The 20,269-nt window shown below is 48.0% G+C and carries 20 protein-coding genes and 1 riboswitch; of the genes, 18 read left to right on the forward strand and 2 right to left on the reverse strand.

Features of this window, described 5'->3' with window-relative positions; all coding sequences use genetic code 11:
• Positions 1–19: 19 nt before the first annotated feature.
• Together rpsI and DHAF_RS03675 are read left to right on the forward strand one after the other, a co-directional pair.
• Positions 20–415, forward strand: coding sequence for a 30S ribosomal protein S9 (gene rpsI / locus DHAF_RS03670; protein ID WP_005814701.1), 396 nt, complete (start codon positions 20–22; stop codon positions 413–415).
• A 140-nt stretch (positions 416–555) separates the two neighbouring features.
• On the forward strand, positions 556–1,173 hold the full coding sequence (locus tag DHAF_RS03675; RefSeq protein WP_015942985.1) for a hypothetical protein: 618 nt from the start codon (positions 556–558) through the stop codon (positions 1,171–1,173).
• Positions 1,174–1,231: 58 nt separating this feature from the next.
• Here DHAF_RS03675 and DHAF_RS03680 read toward each other — a convergent pair whose 3' ends face one another.
• On the reverse strand, positions 1,232–2,119 hold the full coding sequence (locus DHAF_RS03680; protein ID WP_015942986.1) for a DMT family transporter: 888 nt from the start codon (positions 2,117–2,119) through the stop codon (positions 1,232–1,234).
• Positions 2,120–2,439: 320 nt separating this feature from the next.
• On the opposite strand from DHAF_RS03680, the gene DHAF_RS03685 reads away from it, so the two are divergent.
• Positions 2,440–2,802 (forward strand): BlaI/MecI/CopY family transcriptional regulator, encoded by a 363-nt coding sequence (locus tag DHAF_RS03685; RefSeq protein WP_015942987.1) that lies wholly within the window; start codon positions 2,440–2,442, stop codon positions 2,800–2,802.
• Positions 2,803–2,804: 2 nt separating this feature from the next.
• Entirely contained in the window at positions 2,805–4,964 is a 2,160-nt protein-coding gene (locus DHAF_RS03690) for a M56 family metallopeptidase (RefSeq protein WP_015942988.1), read from the forward strand.
• A gap of 100 nt (positions 4,965–5,064) precedes the next feature.
• On the opposite strand, the gene DHAF_RS03695 is transcribed toward DHAF_RS03690, so the two are convergent.
• Positions 5,065–6,000, reverse strand: coding sequence for a trigger factor (locus DHAF_RS03695; RefSeq protein ID WP_015942989.1), 936 nt, complete (start codon positions 5,998–6,000; stop codon positions 5,065–5,067).
• Between the two features lie 192 nt (positions 6,001–6,192).
• Between DHAF_RS03695 and DHAF_RS03700 the strand changes: the two genes are divergently transcribed.
• The 14 genes from DHAF_RS03700 (at position 6,193) to ehuB (ending at position 20,267) form a co-directional block, all read left to right on the forward strand.
• Positions 6,193–6,891, forward strand: a complete 699-nt coding sequence (locus tag DHAF_RS03700; RefSeq protein ID WP_015942990.1) for a Crp/Fnr family transcriptional regulator — start codon at positions 6,193–6,195, stop codon at positions 6,889–6,891.
• A 110-nt stretch (positions 6,892–7,001) separates the two neighbouring features.
• Positions 7,002–7,415 carry a YlqD family protein gene (locus DHAF_RS03705; RefSeq protein ID WP_015942991.1) on the forward strand — a complete coding sequence of 138 codons (414 nt, stop codon included), beginning with the start codon at positions 7,002–7,004 and terminating at the stop codon, positions 7,413–7,415.
• Positions 7,412–8,959 (forward strand): Hsp60 family chaperonin, encoded by a 1,548-nt coding sequence (locus tag DHAF_RS03710; protein ID WP_015942992.1) that lies wholly within the window; start codon positions 7,412–7,414, stop codon positions 8,957–8,959. Before DHAF_RS03705 ends, DHAF_RS03710 begins: the two co-directional genes overlap by 4 nt.
• Positions 8,960–9,052: 93 nt before the next feature.
• Positions 9,053–9,364 (forward strand): hypothetical protein, encoded by a 312-nt coding sequence (locus DHAF_RS03715; protein ID WP_015942993.1) that lies wholly within the window; start codon positions 9,053–9,055, stop codon positions 9,362–9,364.
• A gap of 12 nt (positions 9,365–9,376) precedes the next feature.
• Positions 9,377–10,714 carry a 3-chloro-4-hydroxyphenylacetate reductive dehalogenase gene (gene cprA / locus DHAF_RS03720; protein WP_015942994.1) on the forward strand — a complete coding sequence of 446 codons (1,338 nt, stop codon included), beginning with the start codon at positions 9,377–9,379 and terminating at the stop codon, positions 10,712–10,714.
• Positions 10,715–10,807: 93 nt separating this feature from the next.
• Positions 10,808–11,986, forward strand: coding sequence for a 4Fe-4S binding protein (locus DHAF_RS03725; RefSeq protein ID WP_015942995.1), 1,179 nt, complete (start codon positions 10,808–10,810; stop codon positions 11,984–11,986).
• Positions 11,976–12,110 (forward strand): hypothetical protein, encoded by a 135-nt coding sequence (locus DHAF_RS26535; RefSeq protein WP_015942996.1) that lies wholly within the window; start codon positions 11,976–11,978, stop codon positions 12,108–12,110. Before DHAF_RS03725 ends, DHAF_RS26535 begins: the two co-directional genes overlap by 11 nt.
• A gap of 23 nt (positions 12,111–12,133) precedes the next feature.
• Positions 12,134–13,705 carry a chaperonin GroEL gene (gene groL, locus DHAF_RS03730; RefSeq protein ID WP_015942997.1) on the forward strand — a complete coding sequence of 524 codons (1,572 nt, stop codon included), beginning with the start codon at positions 12,134–12,136 and terminating at the stop codon, positions 13,703–13,705.
• Between the two features lie 513 nt (positions 13,706–14,218).
• A complete protein-coding gene (locus DHAF_RS03735) occupies positions 14,219–14,650 on the forward strand; it encodes a flavodoxin (protein ID WP_015942998.1) in 432 nt (143 codons plus the stop codon).
• Positions 14,651–14,794: 144 nt separating this feature from the next.
• Positions 14,795–15,343, forward strand: coding sequence for a hypothetical protein (locus tag DHAF_RS03740; RefSeq protein WP_015942999.1), 549 nt, complete (start codon positions 14,795–14,797; stop codon positions 15,341–15,343).
• A 485-nt stretch (positions 15,344–15,828) separates the two neighbouring features.
• Positions 15,829–16,452, forward strand: a complete 624-nt coding sequence (locus DHAF_RS03745; RefSeq protein ID WP_015943000.1) for a succinate dehydrogenase cytochrome b558 subunit — start codon at positions 15,829–15,831, stop codon at positions 16,450–16,452.
• Between the two features lie 56 nt (positions 16,453–16,508).
• Positions 16,509–18,245 carry a succinate dehydrogenase flavoprotein subunit gene (gene sdhA / locus DHAF_RS03750; protein ID WP_015943001.1) on the forward strand — a complete coding sequence of 579 codons (1,737 nt, stop codon included), beginning with the start codon at positions 16,509–16,511 and terminating at the stop codon, positions 18,243–18,245.
• Positions 18,246–18,256: 11 nt separating this feature from the next.
• A complete protein-coding gene (gene sdhB, locus DHAF_RS03755) occupies positions 18,257–19,009 on the forward strand; it encodes a succinate dehydrogenase iron-sulfur subunit (RefSeq protein WP_005808702.1) in 753 nt (250 codons plus the stop codon).
• 106 nt (positions 19,010–19,115) lie between these two features.
• A riboswitch (cyclic di-AMP (ydaO/yuaA leader) is annotated at positions 19,116–19,263 on the forward strand.
• Between the two features lie 116 nt (positions 19,264–19,379).
• Positions 19,380–20,267 carry an ectoine/hydroxyectoine ABC transporter substrate-binding protein EhuB gene (gene ehuB, locus DHAF_RS03760; protein WP_005808701.1) on the forward strand — a complete coding sequence of 296 codons (888 nt, stop codon included), beginning with the start codon at positions 19,380–19,382 and terminating at the stop codon, positions 20,265–20,267.
• The last annotated feature ends 2 nt before the right edge of the window (positions 20,268–20,269 follow it).

Raw genomic sequence — 20,269 nt, forward strand, 5'->3', positions numbered from 1 at the left:
GGGAAGGAGGAAGTAAAACATGGCTGCACAATTACAATACCAAGGTACCGGACGCCGTAAAAACGCGGTGGCTCGTGTACGTTTAATTCCTGGAGAAGGAAAAGTTACAATCAACAAGAGAGAGCTTGCTGAGTACTTCGGCAAGAAAACTCTGGAAATGATCGTTCAACAACCGTTCGGGGTAACCGATACTGCTGGCAAATATGATGTAGTTGCTCTCGCTCATGGCGGCGGTACTACAGGACAGGCCGGAGCTCTCCGCCTCGGAATTGCCCGTGCACTTCTGAAAGCAGATCCCAGCTTGCGTCCAGCTCTCAAGCGTGCAGGGTTCCTCACCCGTGACCCACGTATGAAAGAGCGTCGTAAATACGGCTTGAAGAAAGCCCGTAAAGCTCCCCAATTCTCCAAGCGTTAATCGCGAAGTACAAAAATCCTCAAACCAGTGTGGTTTGGGGATTTTTTTTCTGCTTTACAATGGCAGGAAGCCTGATAAGATTATTTTAATGAAGGTATTTATCTATGCTGGTGTAGGTTTAGAAAAGCGGGGGGTGCAGAGTGAAAGAGGATGATATAGGCCTACTTATATTTTTGATTCTTATGTGTTTTATATTGAGTATGGCATGGATAGAAACACGCAGGAAGCATATCAACTATTATGGAAAGGAAAGGCCGGAATATCAAGGACGGACCAGACAAAACCTGACTAGAGAACCGAAAGCAATTGAATGCCCCGGTTGCGGGGCCAAGAATTTAGTCGCCCATTCTGTCGGCAAGTGTGATTTTTGCGACTCACTGCTGAATTATGAAACAGAGGCTGAATCACTGCCCGCCGGCTTTTATACCGTAGAGACTGATATCCCTGCAGATACGTGTATAGAAAAATATAAACCTTTGAACGGTTATGCCTGGGGAGTGATCATCTGCTTAGGGGTTATTGTATTTAAAGTTTTTCAGGCCTTCAAGGATGGCCAGGGAGCGGTTTATGTATATTTTATGTCAGTGCTCTTTGTACTATGTTTATTCGTTGCGAGCTTCATTGGCATATTTTACTCCCTTGCTAAATACAAGGACCACCATTGTGAGTTAAATTGGGTTAAGCTTATGAAGAATATATATGTTTGGGGTTTTATCATCAGTTCAATTATTTTGTATACCGAACTATCTGTTTTTTAGCGGACCATGCCGCGGCTAAGACGGCTATGGAGATAAGTAAACAATGCGAAATTTACACTTAGCTGTTCAGAGTGCCTGGTTGTTTACCCTTATCTAATTTAAGCAGCAATCCTCCCAAAATAATAAGAAATGCACCGGATAATTGTATGACTGATAGTGTTTCTCCTAAAATTAAAAAAGCCAAGACTGTTGCTATGACGGGTTCGATGTTGCTTAAAATTGAAGCTTGGCTTGCTCCTAATAGAGATACCCCTTTTTGATAGCAAAAAAGAGGTATGATTGTACTTAATATAGCTGTTCCAAGACCAACTATCCACATAGCCTGGAATGAATGACCCGCGAATATATTAACCGGTGGATAAATTACCATTGTAGCAAATAAGCAAACAACCGATGTATAGGTTGAAATAGTCACCGGTTCCAGGGTTTTAGAAAGATACTGCCCGTTTATATTATATATTGCATAAAATATCGCTGATCCGATACCATATAAAATACCTAACATACTGATTTGATGCGTAGATGTATGTATGACATCTATAACCATTAAGCAACCTAAAAACGAAAGGAGTAACGTTAACGCCTTAACCAGCGATACTTTTTCTTTAAAAATCATGGTGGCCATAAGCACAACCATTAATGGGTATGTATAAAGCAATATATTTGTAACTGAGGCAGACATATGCTTTATAGCCAGTGTATAGCAATAGGAACTTCCAAAAAACACTAACCCTTGAACGACTAGTTTAGGCAGATCAGATTTATTCATATGGAGTCCTTTTTTGTTTACGAGCATTATAAAACTCAGTAGGACACTGGCGATTAAAAACCGCAAAAACAACATGACCTCTGTAGTTAAACCTACATTATACCCATATTTTATGAATATGGGTAAGGCCGCAAAGCCTAAAGCTGCTAATACAATGAGTACATAACCATTTTTCATTATTTTTTATCCTCCAACTAGTCTGAAATAGGCTTTTCGATAGATAAAACCTTGTGCTTTTCTTAATTATAAAAGAAAACCAATCTGTACATATAATACCTATTGCCTATACTGGATATAATCTCGCTCTATAGAATAGTTCAGCCAAAACCTGTACTTTGAAGAATGGTTGCCTCAACCAAGCATGGTTGGGGTTTTTGTTTTATGATCGTACGTCAAGTCAGTTAACCCCATAGATAACACATTGACTTGAAGGTCTAATCGTGTTAGACTTTGCCTAGTCTAATGATATTCGACCGTTGGCAAAGGAGGATCAGTCTATGGAACAATATAAACTTGGGGAAATGGAGCAAAAATTTGCCGACCTGATTTGGCATCATGCCCCGATTCCCTCCGGGGAGCTTGTCAAGCTGTGCGAAAAGGAACTGAGCTGGAAGAAGTCCACCACCTATACCATGCTCAAGCGGCTCTGCGACCGGGGGATATTTGAAAATCAAAAAGGCCGGGTCATAGCTCTGATGAGCAGGGAGGACTTCACAGCGGCACAGGGAGAGCAGTTTTTGAGTGAAACCTTCGGCGGTTCTCTGCCCCGGTTTTTTGCGGCATTCACCCGTAGAAACAAGTTAAGCGCCAAAGAAATTAATGAGCTGCAGCAGCTCATTGACCAGCATAAGGAGGAATAACCATGCAGGAGGAACTATTCTTAAAGGTACTTAATATGAGTATTACTGGAAGCGCTGTCATCCTGTGTGTAGTGCTCATGCGGTTCCTGCTCAGAAGGGCACCGAAGGTTTTTTCCTACGCCCTTTGGAGCGTGGTGCTGTTTCGCCTGGTTTGCCCTTTTTCTTTCGAGAGTGCCTTAAGTCTGCTGCCGGTGAACCCTGAACCGATTCCGCACCGCATTGTTTATGCCGCCGTACCTCAGATTCAGACAGGGATCACTGCGGTGGATCGGGTCGTCAGCTCGTCCCTGCCCGGAGCGACGCCTTATGCCAGCGTTAATCCTTTGCAGATCTGGGTCTTTTTGGGATCCTTGCTGTGGATAATGGGTATTGCCGTTCTTTTGCTCTACAGCGTTTTTTCACTGCTGAGTTTAAAAAGGCGGCTGAAGGACGCCGTCCATGATAAGGAGAACATCTACCTCTGTGCCGGCCTGGATACCCCCTTTGTCATGGGGGTGCTTCGTCCCCGGATTTACTTGCCTGCCTCCCTTTCCGGCGCAGAGAAGGAGTATATCCTGCTCCATGAGCAGACCCATATCCGCCGGTTTGATCATGTGGTCAAGATCCTGAGCTTTTTTGTGCTTTGCATCCATTGGTTCAATCCCCTGGTGTGGGCGGCTTTTTTCCTTTCCGGCAGAGATATGGAAATGTCCTGCGACGAGGCAGTGATCAGGAAGCTGGGTCATGAGGTGAAAAAGGACTATTCCTCATCCCTCCTTTCCCTGGCCACGGGCAGACCTATTGTGGGCGGCACCCCCCTGGCTTTTGGTGAAGGAGATACCAGAGGGAGGATTATGAATGTGCTCAACTATAAAAAGCCTGGCTTCCGGGTCCTGCTGTTCGCTTTTTTGGCTGTGTTCATTCTGGGTATGGGGATGATGGCCAATCCCAAAGCCGGGGAGAACTTCACCGCTGCTGTCTACCGTGTGGATGAGATTCTCTACAGTGCCCCTCAGTATTCTTTTGGTTACACAAGGGACACCGCCCCTGAGTACAACATTTCTTCCGACTACGTGCTGTTTCGCAGGGAGATTTCCGATCAGGACTGGGTCATGCTGGGCAGTCTCTATGAATACCCCCTCAGCCGTCAGGAGCAGTACGGACTCTTTGATCCGCTCAACAACAAAGCCCACGAAAATCTGGACAAAGTGAAAACCATCTACCGGGCGGATCTTAAGGATGAAAACCAGACCCTTATCCTGGTGATGGAGCAAAAAAACGGCCATGTCCTCTTGGCTCACGGTTATGATCATCCCGGAAATCCCCGCGTCCGCTGGCTGTTTCATTTGGATAAGGTGGTTGAGCCTGATGCCAATGGGCAGGCCGGCCAGGTGAAGCCCCAGGATGATAGGGCTGCCGGCACCACAGAGGCGGAGCCTATGGCGAAGGAGCAGGACCCTCTGGAAAAGGCTGTCTCCGCTGCGATTCTCCAGCATAATAGGAGTGAGTATACAGGAGGAGATTTTTCCGCTCAAGCCCACACTACTTTGGCTACTGAGACTGGGGAGTCGGTGACAGGCATCGGCACGGTCACGGTATATGCTATGGCCCTTTATATGGAGTTTGGATACCGTGGAGGTGGACTCTCTGAAACGGGAGGCAGCCACATGCCGGTTGCCCTTACTTTTGAAGTAGAAGACAAGAATACCTACAGGCTGATGGAATACTGGACGCCTCAGAACGGCGCCGGTTATGGGCCTTCCATCCGTGAAAAGTTTCCGGAGAAGATCGCCGGAGGCGCTCTGGACACGCAAAAATATATCCAGGCTCACGCCATGGCCTGTTATGAGCAGGCCATAGCCCACGGCCAGGTGGATGTTGGCGGCGAGATCGCCGGACTGATCGAGACCATCTGTTCCTCCCCGGCTCATATGTCCAATCCCGGAGCCTATATAGATGCTCATCCCCTTGAGTACCGCACTCTGGTCTACTATGGCAGCTATACCCTGGAGTATTGCTTTGACCTCTTTGCCCAAGGCGGGCAGAGGGGACTGGAGGGTCACATCATGGCCGCCGCCTGCCGGGATATTATGATGGCCAAGGGTGCATCCTTTGACGATATGCTCTACAACACCGGCCAGGATTGGTATGACAGCATCAAGGACTGGGCTGTTCCTTCATAAAACACTGACCAAACCGCCATGCTGCGCCGAGAACAAATGAATTCCGGGAGCCCAGGAAAAGATGCATTTGTTAGTACGGATTAAGAATCGGAGAATTTATTTAGTGTATACTAAACGAGCCGGGAGTCTGGCCATTTTTATAATTCCATTCCAAAAGCAGTCTGGCGACTTTTTTCTCGATGAGATGTTGGCCGATAGCTTCTTCGTCAGGGAATGGGGTATGACGTTTTTTCTCTTCCTGAATCTCGTCAGGGGTGACGCCGATAGCTTCCAGACGGGCGATTTCATCTAAAACTAATTGGCGTAAGATGGTTTTCTGAGTAAGGAGCCGGCAATCTTCATAAAAATACTCATCATCCTCAGACAGAAGGGAGGACATCATGGTTAGATTTTCTGAGGATATCATACGCTGACGGGTCTCCGCCAGGGTATCTGCATAGGCTTTTTGAAATTCTTCTTCATCAAATTCGTACTCAGATTGGGCGAGGATTGTTTCGAAAATCAGCTCCAGCTTATTTTCAGCAATGACCTGGCTCCAGTTCGCGGTGATAATACTGCGCAGATTGTTCTTAAGCTCTTCCATACCGGAGACCCTAGGGTCAATCTGTTTGGCAATTTCGTCGGAAAATTCCAGTTGCCGGCTATGATTGATGACCTCTAAAACCTCGGCGTCAAAGGTCACGGTTTTACCCCTGATCCGCTGCAAAGGGGCGCTTTCAGGAAAGAGGATGTCCATTTTAAAAGGATCTCCCGCTTTGCAGTGAATGACTTGTTTAAATTGTTCCAGCATAGAGGGATCTCCTACCGTATATTTAAAGTTTGAGTTGGCCAGCTCAGGTACAAAGATGCCGTCACACACGGGATTAAGGGTTATGATCACCTCATCCCCGAACTCGGCGGGCTTATTCTTTTTAGACCATTCATTTAATAGTTTTAAGGTGGATTCAATAACAGCCCGGTTCAAATCATCTTCAGTAAATTCAGGGAGTGGTTTGAGGTTCAGTTCCTTATAGGGACCCATGAGAAATTTGTGCATGGCAAAGTTCATCCTTTCACAAGATAAGAGTTTGTCTGGCGTTCTAACTGAGATTATAGCAGTCTTTATGCTCCGAAATGTTAATGTGCAATAAGTTTAACGGTATAGTCAATATCACAAAGTGAAACGTGAAGTTACTGTCTGCAAAATAAAAGCATTTGATTTTAGAGATAGAAAAGGGGATGGCTAAAAGTGTCTGTTGAAGGTTTGGGCAAGGATTTTTGTGGAGCAATTATTCCGGATAATTTTTTCCCCATAGAAAAACTGCGCAATTATACACAGATGGGGCTGATCAGGGATTTTGCCAAAGGCAGTGCCGTCATCATGCCTGGTGAAGAAATCACCAGTATGATTTTTTTGGTGGAAGGAAAGATCAAATTAGATATCATTTTTGAAGATGGAAGTGAAAAGCTTCTCTATTATGCCGGCGGCAATTCCCTGATCGGAAAATTATATCCTACGGGGAATAACATTTATGCCACAGCTATGGAACCGACAAGGACATGCTGGTTTTCTGAAAAGAGCCTTAGAACTGTTTTTCGCACCGATGAAGATATGATATTTGAAATCTTTAAAAACTACCTTACCAAAGTGGCTTATTATGCGCGACAGGTTGCAGAGATGAATACCTATAACCCGACGATCAGAATCTTGAGGTTATTTTACGAGCTCTGTTCCTCTCAGGGAAAGCGGGTTGGCGATACTTATGAAATTACAATGCCTCTGTCCCAGAAGAGTATTGGGGAGATTACCGGTGTTCATCATGTCACAGTATCCAGAGTTCTGGCCTGTCTGAAAAGGGAAAATATTTTAGATAAGAAAAAGAATAAAATCATCGTTTACAACCTTGGAGAGCTTAAGCATCTCTCTGAACAAACATCGTATTACTAGGAGCCTGCTTCAAAAAATATCTCCAAGTTAGTGCACTCTAAAAATCAGCTTCTTTTTATGTATTAGAATTTAAGGGAACCTATCATGGACAGATACAGGAGGAATTGAAATTGTCGAGCATCACCATTTTCCGGGAGATCATTTTAAAACAAATTGTCACTGAACAGGGTAAAGAAACCAGCCGGCGGGAATTGCGGGAACAGTTAGTGGCTTTGAACAATGAGCAGCTGGAGTTTGAAGAGAACAAGAAAAAAAACCTGACGGAGTTTTCCCTGAAAGGAGCGGAGGGAGCTCAGTTGGACAGGATCCGCCAAAAATTCGATGCCGAAGCTGCTGATTTTCACATCCGGCGGGATCAACTCAGAATGAATATGGATGCTCTGGAAGAACTGGCCGTCGGGGAGGAAGTGGTCATGGGTTCTGTTGAAGGGCCTTATGATTTGCAAGTCGGTGATGACTTAAATAGGGCAGTTAAAGCAGAGATCATTGTGAAAGACGGCATTGTTGTGGAGATAAGGCAATGAGTGTACGCAGAGCATTGGTGTCCGGTGTGGATCAGGTTGCGGATATGGTCAAGCTAACCCTCGGACCCTGGGGGAAAAACATTGTCATTGAACGGAGATGGGGGTATCCCCTGATCACCAGGGATGGGGTAACCGTTGCCAATTCCATCAATCTGCCGGACTCTCAGGAAAATCTGGGAGCTAAGCTTTGTAAGGAAGCAGCCGCCCGGACCAATGATTTGGTAGGGGATGGGACCACGACCTCTATTGTTCTGGCCCAGGCCCTGGCTAAGGAAGGACTTTCCCTTGTGGAAGCCGGTTTGGATCCGATGCAGTTCAAAAAAGGACTCGAAAAAGCCGCCGACTATGCCATAGCCGAAATCCAGAGACTGAGTATTCCGGTGACTGCCCCCGTAGGGGTCGGTCAGGTAGCTGCCATATCCGCGAAGAGCGTTCCGGTTGGAGAGCTGATCGCTCGGGCCATGGCCAGGGTGGGACCGGATGGCACGATTACCGTGGAAGAATCCATCGAACGCCATACTTATGTTGAAGTGACCGAGGGCTTGGAACTGAACAGCGGGTATATGTCCGCTTATTTCCTGGATGAGAGTGAGGAAATGACTGGACAGCTGGAAAACCCCTATATTTTAATCACCGATCATATCCTGCAGGAGATCTCTGAAGTAAAACGGATCTTGAATTGGTGTGCCTGGGAGAAGCGCCCCCTTTTAATAATTGCCGGGAACATGACCCGGGATGTTTTGGGAATGCTGATCGCACATAATAAAGCCAACCGGGAAAAGGTGGTCGTCATTAAGACGCCAGGCCAGGGGGACTATCGTCAGGATATTATGGAAGATCTGGCCATCGTCACCGGTGGAACGGTGGTTGCCAAATCCTTGGGCATGATCCTGGCAACAATCGAAAAGCCCATGCTGGGTACATCCCGGAAAGCTATCGTGACCCGTCATAAGACCACTGTTTTAGGCGGAGCAGGAACACCTGAAAGCATTCAGGAACAAGTAAGGCAATTGAAAGTTATCCTCAAGCAAACCACTAATCCTGAAGAGGGAGCCCAACTACAGCAGCGCATCTCCGCTCTGGCCGGAGGAATTGCGGTGATTCGCGTCGGTGCCGCTACCCAAATCGCCCTGAAGGAGCTTAAGGACCGGGTGGTTGATGCTGTGCACGCCGCCAAAGCAGCGGTTGAAAGCGGTATTGTGCCCGGAGGGGGCACGGTCTTGATCAGGGCGGCTCAGGCTTTAGAGCAAGTTCAGTCAGCCACGGACTATGAAAAGGCGGGAATCAAGCTGGTCCAAAAGGCTCTGGAAGCTCCTTTGCAGCAGATTGTGAGCAATTCAGGGGGCAATGGCAAAAAGATCGTGGAGATGACGAAGACCCTGGGCAATGAACTGGGCTATGACGCTCTGTCCGGAAAGTTCGTGGATTGGGCCGCGGCGGGAATCGTCGATCCGGCCAAGGTCGCCATGACGGCTCTGCGCAATGCTCTGGGCATTGTGTCCATTATGCTGACTACGGAAGGAAAGGTTGAGAAATTCAGGTAAAGTTAATACACATTAATACTTGCGTATGTGATCCTTATTACAATATACCCATACTACTTTTTTATTATCTTGCTAAAGGGAGGTGAAAAAGTTATGGGTACATTTTTAGTTTTTATAGCGGGAGTATTATTCCTGGCAGCTATTCTCTTTATTAAACCGCGGGCCCAAAAGGCCGAACTGTGGAAAACCGTGCTTAATTGGGCTTTATTTGTCCTTTGGTACGGTATTACCTGGATGGGGATTTCTTATATCTATCTCAATGCCAAGGCCGGCCATGTTAAGGCCACAAGTACCGCCGTATTTGTGTTTTTAGGGATATCCGTGGTACTGGGTTTTATCTTAGCCCGTCTCTTAGGTTTTATTAACCTGAAAAAAACAGAGAGTAGAAACACAGTGGAAGCTTAAGGGGAGAAAAGAATGGAAAACAATCAAAAAAGACAGCAGAGCGGCATGAGCCGCAGAAGCTTTCTGAAAGTTGGGGCTGCAGCGACGACCATGGGAGTCATCGGAGCGATCAAGGCTCCGGCCAAGGTGGCCAATGCTGCTGAAACCTTGAATTATGTCCCGGGCTCCGGTAAAATACGCTCCAAACTTCGCCCGGTCCATGACTTTGCAGGAGCAAAAGTCCGCTTTGTGGAGAATAACGATCAGTGGCTGGGTACTACCAAAATTTTGACCAAGGTAAAAATGACATCTGAAGCGGATGCCGGCTTTATGCAGGCGGTCAGAGGTCTGTACGGTCCCGAGCCTCAAAAAGGTTTCTTTCAGTTTATCGCTAAAGATCCTTTTGGCGGCTCCATCAGCTGGGCGCGCAACCTTATCGCTCCGGAGGATGTGGTAGATGGTGCTCCCGAGGCGACGAAGACTCCTATTCCGGATCCGGAGCAAATGTCTCAGCATATCAGAGACTGCTGCTACTTCTTACGGGCGGATGAAGTAGGGATCGGCAAGATGCCGGAATACGGCTATTACACTCATCATGTTGCCGATACGGTGGGCCTTATGACCAAACCCGTAGAAGAATGTGTTACCCCGGTCACCAAGATTTATCCTAATGTGATCGTGGTGATGATCGACCAGGGCATCGAGACGATGTGGGCATCCACGGGATACGACGGTATCAGCGGAGCGATGTCCATGAAAAGTTACTTTACCAGCGGCTGCATTGCCGTCATTCTGGCCAAATATATCAGAACTCTCGGCTATAATGCCAGAGCCCATCATGCCAAAAACTACGAAGCCATCATGCCCGTCTGCATCATGGCGGCAGGTCTGGGAGAATTGTCACGTACCGGAGACAGTGCCATCCATCCCCGCTTGGGATTCCGCCATAAAGTGGCTGCCGTCACGACGGATCTGCCTCTCGCCCCTGATCAGCCCCTTGATTTTGGGCTGCTGGATTTTTGCCGGGTTTGCAAAAAATGTGCCGATAATTGCCCCAACGAAGCGATTTCCTTTGATGAAGATCCGATTGAGTATAACGGCTATCTGCGCTGGAACAGCGATTTCAGGAAATGCACGGAGTTCCGGACAACCAATGAGGAAGGGTCCTCCTGCGGCACCTGTATGAAAGTCTGCCCATGGAATTCCAAGGAAGATTCCTGGTTCCATAAGGCAGGGGTCTGGGTCGGCAGCAAAGGGGAAACGGCTTCAACCTTCCTCAAATCCATTGACGATATCTTCGGTTATGGTACAGAGACCATCGAAAAGTACAAATGGTGGCTGGAGTGGCCCGAAAAGTATGTCATGAAGTAAACATCCAGTGCTTAAGCGGTGAGTTTTATACTTGCCGCTTAGCCCCTTTAGTGCCAAGGGCAGAATTCGTTTTCCGGAAAGGTTAGATGAGACATGAGAAACTATATAACACTCATTGCAGTGATCATGCTGATCGTGACAGGGGTATACGCTAAGCATGCCGATAAAATGGATGCCGATCTGGTTCAGGGATACTACCGGGAGCTGGTTGCCGACGCGGCCGGATTTGAACCGATCAATGACCGGACGGCCAAAGCAATCGGGCAGGACGGCTCAGTCAGCGCCTATCTGGGCATAGAGAGCAATATCGGTTATGGCGGTCCCCTGCTTGTAGGTACGGTTCTTTCAGCTGAGGGAGCGGTTAAGGCTATCGTCATCTTGGAACATAAGGAAACCCCTTCTTATATCCACAAGATCACTAAGGCCGGATTTTTCCGTCAGTTCGATAAAAAGCAGGCCGGAGATGCATTGACCTTTAATTATGATGTTGACGGGGTGTCCGGGGCAACCCTCTCCACCCGTGCCATAGCCTCAAGTGTCCAAAGTGTGGCTCACACCATTGCCCAGGCGGAGTTAAAGATTACGCCCAGGAAAGCCGAAGTGAAGTGGAGTATCGGCATACAGGAAATGGTGATTGCCCTGCTTTTCCTCTTATCCTATTGTATGCCTAGATTTAAACAGCTGGCGAAATACAGATTTCCGTTTTTGCTGCTCAGTGTGGTGATTTTAGGATTCTGGCTTAACAGATCCTTATCCATGGGGCAGATCAGTGCCTTGTTTTTGGGGTATTTTCCGGTACCCGGCGAAAACCTTTTGTGGTACATCGTTCTGATCGGTGCTTTCGCGCCGGCTATAGTTACCGGCAAAAATTTATACTGCACTTATGTCTGCCCTTTCTGCGGTCTGCAGGAAACCGCTCATAAAATAAGCAGAATCAATCTTGCCCTGGGAAAATATATGAAGTGGATTCGTTTAGGTAAAGAAGTCATCTTATTCCTGGTGCTTTTCCTGGCTTTTCTGGCCCTTAATCCTTCAGTATCCAGCTTCGAACCCTTTGGCACGATTTTTGGGTTAAATGGTTCGAGCTACCAGTGGTATTTGCTCTTTGTCATCCTGCTCTCCAGCTTCTTCATCCGCCGGTTTTGGTGTCATGTTTTTTGTCCGGTGGGTACAATTCTTGACAAAGCCGCAGGGCTTTCCCGTAAAGTGAAAAACAAGTTAGGTCCCCTTATCAACACAAAGAAAGCGGTGGGTGTTAAGCATGGAAAATAAAGTGATCAGTCATAAGGGAAAAAAGGCCGGCAAATTAGACAAAGGGTCTGTTTCACTGCTGATTTTTTATGGTTTAATCACCCTGTTTGCTTTGCTGGTGATCTTGGAGGCCTGGAATTCCTGATGCTGAGTTAAGGGAGAATGAGTATGAGCACAATCATGCTTTCCGGTGAGGAAGCGCGCAGAGCATTAAGCACAGGAATCGAGCAGCTGGCTTCCTGTGTTAAAATAACCTTAGGCCCACGAGGGAGAAATGTGGTTTTGGGTCCTCATAGGGGCATGCCCAGGATAACCAACGATGGAGTGAGTATCGCCAAAAATATCGCTCTGGCCGACCCATTCCAAAACCTGGGGTGCAGTATAGTCAAAGAGGTGTCGGAAAAAACCAACGACAGAGTCGGGGATGGAACCACGACGGCGATTGTGCTGGCCCAGGCCCTGGTCCGGGAAGGAATGAAAGCTGTTGCGGCAGGGGTTAATCAGACTTCCCTGATTAAAGGGCTGGAAAAAGGGGCGGAGATCGTCGACGCAGCCCTTAAAGCAAAGGCCGTCAGAATTGTCAGTCCAGCCGAGGTAGCCCGGGTGGCGACTGTGGCGTCCGGAGATGAGGAGATCGGAAACCTGATCGCCGCTGCCGTGCAAAGGGTTGGGTTTAACGGGATCATAAGAGTGGAAGAGGGAAAGACTCAGACCACATTCTTCGAAGTCCTGGAAGGAATCCGTTTCGATAAAGGCTGCTTTACTCCCAAAGTGGTCAGCTCCTGGGATAATAAGACCGAAGTCTTGGAAGATCCTTATATCATGGTTACAGATCATAAAATAAGCTATATCTATGAGATCTTTGAAGTCCTGGAAGTGGCGGTCAAGGCGAAAAAGCCTTTGGTGATCATCGCCGAGGACATTTCAATAGATATCCTTGCTCTCCTGCTGACGAACAAAAAGAAGAGGACCATGAATGTGGTGGCGATTCAAACCCCAGGCTACGGAGAAAGACGCCGGGAGTATTTGCAGGATATTGCCGTGATCACCGGGGCGGCCGTCATCTCCGCAGACAGCGGCCTGCAGCTGGAGGACGTTCGGGAAGAGCATCTGGGGCGGGCTAAGCAGATTATGGTGGATAACAACAGGACCACGATCATGGGCGGTTCAGGTGACAAGGCAAGAATTGCCGCCCGGGCCGCGGAAGCGTGTCAAGAATTCGCATCCCGCTTGCCGGGCTGGAAAAAGGAAAAGCTTCAGGAAAGGCTGGGCTGGCTCCAGGGGGGCATAGCCTCGCTTAAAGTCGGGGCGCCGACGATGCTGGAATTAAAGGAGAAAAAGGACCGGATCGATGATGCCGTCAACGCGGTTCAAGCAGCGATAAAGGAAGGCATTGTCCCGGGCGGGGGAATGGCCTTGCTAAGGGCCTGTGAGTCCCTAATCCAAATAAAACCGGAGGAGCCGGAGGAAGAAGCCGGTCTGCGGATTATGCAGCAGGCCCTGGAAGAGCCGCTGCGGCAGATTGCGTATAATGCCGGGCACAACGGGGATGTTATTCTGGATAAGGTCAGAGAATTGCCTGAGAACTGGGGATATAATGCGGCAGAAGACCGCTGCGTCGATATGCTTGAGGCCGGAATTATCGATCCGGTGGAGGTTACCTGTACCGCTTTAAGAAATGCTGTCTCGATTGCCGTATTGGTGATCGGTGCCGAGGGATTGATCATAGAGCGGAACTGAGTAATCCTGTCGAAGGTGGTAAGAAAAATTGATGCTATGGATGATGGAGATCCTACCATCACAACACAATCTAGCGACAAGAAATGTGGGGGACAGATATATTTAGAGTATTATAAAGAACTTCATGGTTACGAATTTAAGATTTTAGATGTTAGAGGACAATAAAGGACCGAGGCTGTAGCCTTGGTTTTCTTATTAATCAGAAAGCATAAGTTCTTGGGGAGTCTCCCTTTACTTGATTAATCAAAAAGCTACAATGAGCAAAAATATTCCCCTTATTTTACCAGAGAACTAAACGATGTTTAATTTTGACATAACCATCTTTGAGAATAAGGCTATTGACCCTGAAGGATTTTCCGAATGCTGAATAAAAGGCTTAGGAAAAACCTGCTTCAAATACATTAATTAACCTTGACAAAATAAAAGAGGAATTGATATGATATTGATAATCAATATCAATAATCAATATCAATAACGAAGCGACACTATATTAAGAAGAGGAGATCATACTGCATGAAGAAAATTGTCGTCATCTATTGGAGTGGAACAGGCAACACAGAGAAAATGGCTGCAGGAGTGGCCGAAGGTGCCCGGGCTGCAGAAGCGGAAGTCCGGATTATCCCGGTCGGTGAGGCATCTGTCACCGATGTTCTGTCTGCAGATGGGGTGGCACTGGGCTGCCCGGCCATGGGGTCCGAGGTTTTGGAAGAAGATGAAATGGAACCATTCGTTTGCTCATTAGAGCAAGAAAATCTGTCCGCTGTGCCAGTTGTCCTTTTCGGCTCTTATGACTGGGGTGACGGAGAATGGATGCGGGACTGGGAAGAGCGGATGAAAAAAGCCGGTGCCAATTTAGCGGGGGATGGATTGATTCTGCAGTTGGAACCGGATAACGATGGGATGGAACAATGCCGGAAACTGGGGAAAACCTTGGCCGAAGCATAGCCTGGCACCGCCGGATACATCAGATATTAACGAAAGTCCCTGGTTATAGGCCGGGGACTTCTTGCAATAAAGATCAATCTTTAATAAGATGAGAATAAAACAAGAAAACAATGAGTACAGAAAGAACAGGAGAAACGTTTATTTATGAATAATAATGATCAGGTAACGAAATCCGCCCATAGACACCACGGGCATATCCATACCCATGGCTGCAGCTCTGATGGTTGCGGCTGCAGCAGCCAGACTGCAGAGAAGGAAACAGCCTGTTGTTGTTCCCACAAGCCGCTGGTCCTCGACCCTCAGGAAACAGTATTTATACAGGCACTGGCGCAACAGGGCTGCCTGCCGGTCAGCCGCTACATTCTCAGCAGCAGCTCGGAAAAAGAAGTCCGGTTCGAGATGCTTGCTCCGGTCTATATGAATGATCCCAGTGACGGTATAGAAATCGTGAAAGAAAAAGGTGCAGCTTTAAAAGGGCTGAAAGAAAAAGGGCTGATCTCGCTGGATTATGACCTGAGGCTGACTGATTATGACTATAAGCCCTATACGGAGGCCGCCTTGTTTGCCTATTTCAAAGATACCGTTGAGGAAGGGAAGAAGCGCCCGGGCTTTCTTGGCGATACCGCAGAAATAGAGCTTGGTGCGATCACCCTTACGGATGCGGGAAAACGAATTGCGGAGCAACTAACCTGATAAAATTATTTTTTTATACAGCTGCTGATGGCGGCTCTGGGCCCAAGGGATGCAAACCTTGGGCTTTTTTCTGGAAAAGTTACCTGATTAAAGCTAGGATAAGGTATGCAGCGAAAGCCCTGGATTTACCTCATGTTTAGTATGGAACCTCGGAACTGGGCATCAAGCCTGGTGAAACCGTCAAAGACAGGGGGTTCAATAGTTAAAAAATTTGGAATATTACAATAATTGTATTGACGTACCCCCTTCTCCGTATTAAGATTAATTCAAACCCATTGAAATTAGTACCAGCTCCTTAAATAATCCGTCCCGTGGGAATCAACCATCCAAAAATGGTGAGGGACTGGGAGCCATAAAACAGGGGGGAAAGTACTGCTTAAAATTGTGACCAGATATTAGTTTTGCTCATAAGACTTTGCGGGAGGTGAAGAGTTATCCATCAGAATTTGGGGAGATAAATTATTGAGGAGAAAAGAGGTTAGAGCATGAGCAATGAGGTAGGTTTGAGGAGAGCAGAGTCGGGTTCTTACCATTTCCTGATTCGACGCGTCCATTCTCTCTTAGGGCTATTGCCCATCGGTATCTTCCTGACATTTCATTTGTTTTTAAATCTCTCGGCCCGTTTGGGACCGGGGCAATACGACAAAGTCATCCAGACCATGCAGAGTGTTCCGGGAATTTTTCTGATTGAGATGATCATTATCTTTGTTCCGATTATTTTTCATGCTGTTTACGGCAGCTGGGTGGTTTACACCGGTCAAAGCAATGTCCTGCGTTATCAATATCCTCGGAACTGGTTCTATATTATTCAGCGGATCTCCGGTATCTATACCGTGATTTTCGTAGCCGTTCATGTTTTTGCCCTTCGCTTTGGGGAAGCCAGTTTTGCCGGGATGCAAAGCGCGGTTGCTAATCCCTGGGGGCTTATTTTTTATGTGATCGGGGTTGTTCTGGCCATTTTCCACTTCACCAACGGCCTCTGGGCCTTTGCCATAACCTGGGGAATCACCGTAGGTCCCAGGGCGCAGCAGATCTGGACTTATGCATGCTTGGCGGTCTTTGTTCTCCTGACGGCTATTGGACTTTATGATCTGACCGCTTTTATGTAAAAGAAAAGTTTCCTATGATCGATTCCCATAATGAATAAAGGTGAGAGGTGAAGAGGATGAGTAAGGTAATCGTGGTAGGCGGAGGACTGGCGGGTCTGATGGCTGCCATTAAGATAGCTGAGGAAGGAACACCGGTGGATTTATTCTCCTTGGTACCGGTGAAACGCTCCCATTCCGTATGTGCTCAGGGGGGAATCAACGGAGCGGTCAACACAAAAGGTGAAGGGGATTCACCTTGGGAGCATTTCGATGATTCGGTCTATGGAGGGGACTTTCTGGCCAACCAGCCCCCTGTGAAGGCCATGTGTGATGCCGCGCCGGGTGTTATCCATCTTATGGATCGTATGGGAGTTATGTTTAACCGGACAGCGGAAGGGTTTTTGGATTTCCGGCGTTTCGGCGGGACCAAGCATCACCGTACAGCCTTTGCCGGAGCCACCACAGGTCAGCAGCTTCTCTATGCCCTGGATGAGCAGGTCCGCCGTTTTGAAGCGGCCGGGTTAGTCAGGAAATACGAAGGCTGGGAGATGCTCTCTGCTGTTATTGATGAAGGGGTCTGCAAGGGAATTGTCGCCCAAAACCTCTATAATATGGAGATCCAAAGCTTTCCCGCCGCTGCTGTCATCGTGGCCGCCGGGGGATGCGGCATGATCTTCGGCAAGAGCACCAATTCCACCATTAACACAGGCTCCGTGGCCTCGGCTCTCTACCAGCAAGGGGTCAAATACGCCAACGGTGAGTTTATCCAGATTCATCCTACGGCCATTCCGGGGGAGGATAAGCTGCGGCTTATGTCCGAGTCGGCCCGTGGCGAAGGCGGACGGGTCTGGACCTATAAAGAGGGTAAACCCTGGTATTTTCTGGAGGAGATGTATCCGGCCTACGGGAACCTGGTCCCCCGGGATATTGCCACCCGGGCCATCTACCATGTGGTCTTTGATTTGGGTCTGGGTGTCAACGGTGAGAACATGGTTTATCTGGATCTTTCCCATAAAGATTCCCATGAACTTCAGATCAAATTAGGAGGAATTCTTGAGATCTATGAGAAATTCGTGGGGGATGATCCCAAGAAGGTTCCCATGCGGATTTTCCCCGCAGTTCACTATTCCATGGGCGGAATGTGGGTGGATTATGATCAAATGACCAATATCCCCGGTCTGTTTGCTGCCGGGGAATGTGAATATCAATACCATGGGGCCAATCGCTTAGGGGCCAATTCCCTGCTCTCAGCTATTTATGGCGGTATGATCGCCGGCCCTAAGTCCCTGGAGTACATCAAGAAAAATAAATCGGAAACCTCCAGCGGGGAGGAAGAAGTCTTTGTTCGTGAACGAAGGGCCCAGGAGGAGCTCTGGAACAGGATTCTCACCATGAAGGGTGAGGAGAATCCCTACCATATTTATAAAGAGCTGGGTGATGTCATGACCCAAAATGTCACTGTCATCCGCTATAATGACAAACTGGCCGGAACGGACCAGAAGATCCAGGAGCTTATGCAGCGTTGGCAGAAGATCCAGCTCATTGATGATGTCCAGTGGAGCAACCAGACGGCACTCTTTATCCGGCAGCTTTGGAATATGCTGGAGCTGGCCCGCGTCATTACCTTGGGGGCCCTTAACCGCAATGAAAGCCGGGGGGCCCATTATAAGCCCGACTATCCGGAGCGGGATGATGCGAACTGGCTGAAGACCACCATCGCCACCTACACACCCGAGGGCCCGCAGTTCAGCTATGAAGCGGTGGATGTATCACTGATCACGCCCAGACCGCGGCGCTATGATGTAGAGAAATAGGGGGGATCATCATGTCAGGGCAAAAAAGTGTCCGTTTAAAAATCCGTCGCCAAAATGCCCCGGACCAACCTGCTTTTTGGGAAGAGTTCGCGGTGGATTATAGTCCCAAGATGAATATTATTTCCTGCTTGATGGAGATTCAAAAAAATCCTGTCAATGTCCAAGGCAAAAAGACCAATCCCGTGGTTTGGGAATGCAACTGTCTTGAAGAGGTCTGTGGTGCCTGCACCATGAATATCAACGGTCAAGCCAGGCAGGCCTGCTCAGCCTTAGTGGATCAATTGGAGCAGCCTATTGTCCTGGAGCCTCTCCGGAAATTCCCCATCCTCCGGGATCTTATGGTGGATCGAACCATTATGTTCGAGAATTTAAAGAGGGTTCATGCCTGGATCGACATTGACGGAACCTACGATCTGGGTCCCGGACCCCGTATGGCTGAAGTGGATCGAGTATGGGCCTATGAGCTTTCCAAGTGCATGACCTGTGGGTGCTGCATGGAATCCTGCCCCCAAGTCAATTCCCGTTCCCGGTTCATTGGACCGGCCGCCGTTTCCCAGGCCCGTCTCTTTAACACCCACCCTTCAGGAGCTATGCATAAGCATATTCGTCTATCCGCCCTCATGGGTGATGGAGGGATCACCGACTGCGGCAACGCCCAAAACTGCGTGCGGGCCTGTCCCAAGGAGATTCCTCTGACCACCAGTCTTGCCGATATGAACAGAGAGGTCAATAAATTCGCCTTGAAGCGATGGCTGAATACTTAAAAAGTCAAGATGCAAGAAAATTTTTTATTGCAATCTGACAACTTAGATGTTAACATAAAGTTGTAACAACTTATAACAAAATAAGAGTTGTCAGATTGCAAGCTGTTTGCAGTCAAGGCTGAATTTCCCAAAAAGGAAAACGGGGGAACCATATTGGGGGTGAATCATTGTTAAGGAGAGCAAACTCCTTAAAATGACGGAAAGGTATCATTCCGAACCCGGCAGCTAACCTCGTAAGCGTGTGAACCGTTTTAGTGTTTTTATGCTAAATCAATAGCCAATGTTATGCGCTGCTTCTTCTTGGGCCTGTTCAGGCCCTTTTTCTATGCCTTTTTGCGGATTTCAGTGGAGAAAAAAGGAGGACGTTTGAATGAAAAAGTTACCACTGCTCAAGACTCTGCTGGTGGGGGTGCTGGCCTTTAGTGTTTTTGCCTTGGGAGGCTGCGGCACCACCGAGACCAAAGGTGGAGACGGGATGAGTACATTAGAGAAGGCCAAGGAAAAAGGTTCCGTCACCGTTGGTTTTGCTAATGAGAAGCCCTATGCTTACAAAACTGCCGATGGAAAGCTCACTGGTGAAGCTGTAGAAATCGCCCGGGCCGTCCTAAAAGAGCTGGGAATCAATGACATGCAGGGGGAGCTTACGGAGTTTGCCTCTTTAATACCCGGCCTCCAGGCCAAACGTTTTGACATGGTTACCGCCGGAATGTTTATCACTCCTGAACGGGCCGAACAGGTGTCCTTCGCCAATCCCGAATACAGCATTGGGGAAGCCATTGCCGTCAAGAAGGGCAATCCTCTCGACCTGCATAGCTATGAAGATATCGCCAAGCATGGGACGGCTAAAGTCGCTGTACCCGGAGGAGCCATTGAGTATGACTACCTTGTGGCCAGCGGTGTCCCTAAAGACAGAATCGTGACTGTTCCGGATATGCCGGCGGCTTTGGCAGCTTTGCAAGCCGGGCGGACAGATGTGATTACCGCTACCGGTCCTTCGATTCAGGCTACTTTGGATACTGCTAATGACCCCAATCTGGAGCGGGTCATGGATTTCACTCAGCCGGTGATTGACGGCGAAAGTGTCAGAGGTTATGGAGCAACTGCCTTCCGTCATGAAGACAGTGATTTCCGGGAAGCTTTCAATGCTGAATTGCAGAAGCTGAAAGAATCCGGTGAGCTGCTGAAGATCCTCGAATCCTTTGGTTTTACAGAGCAGGAGCTTCCGGGAGACACGACTGTGGAAGACATTATTAAGTAGGA

The organism is Desulfitobacterium hafniense DCB-2 (assembly GCF_000021925.1).
Lineage (GTDB): Bacteria > Bacillota > Desulfitobacteriia > Desulfitobacteriales > Desulfitobacteriaceae > Desulfitobacterium > Desulfitobacterium hafniense.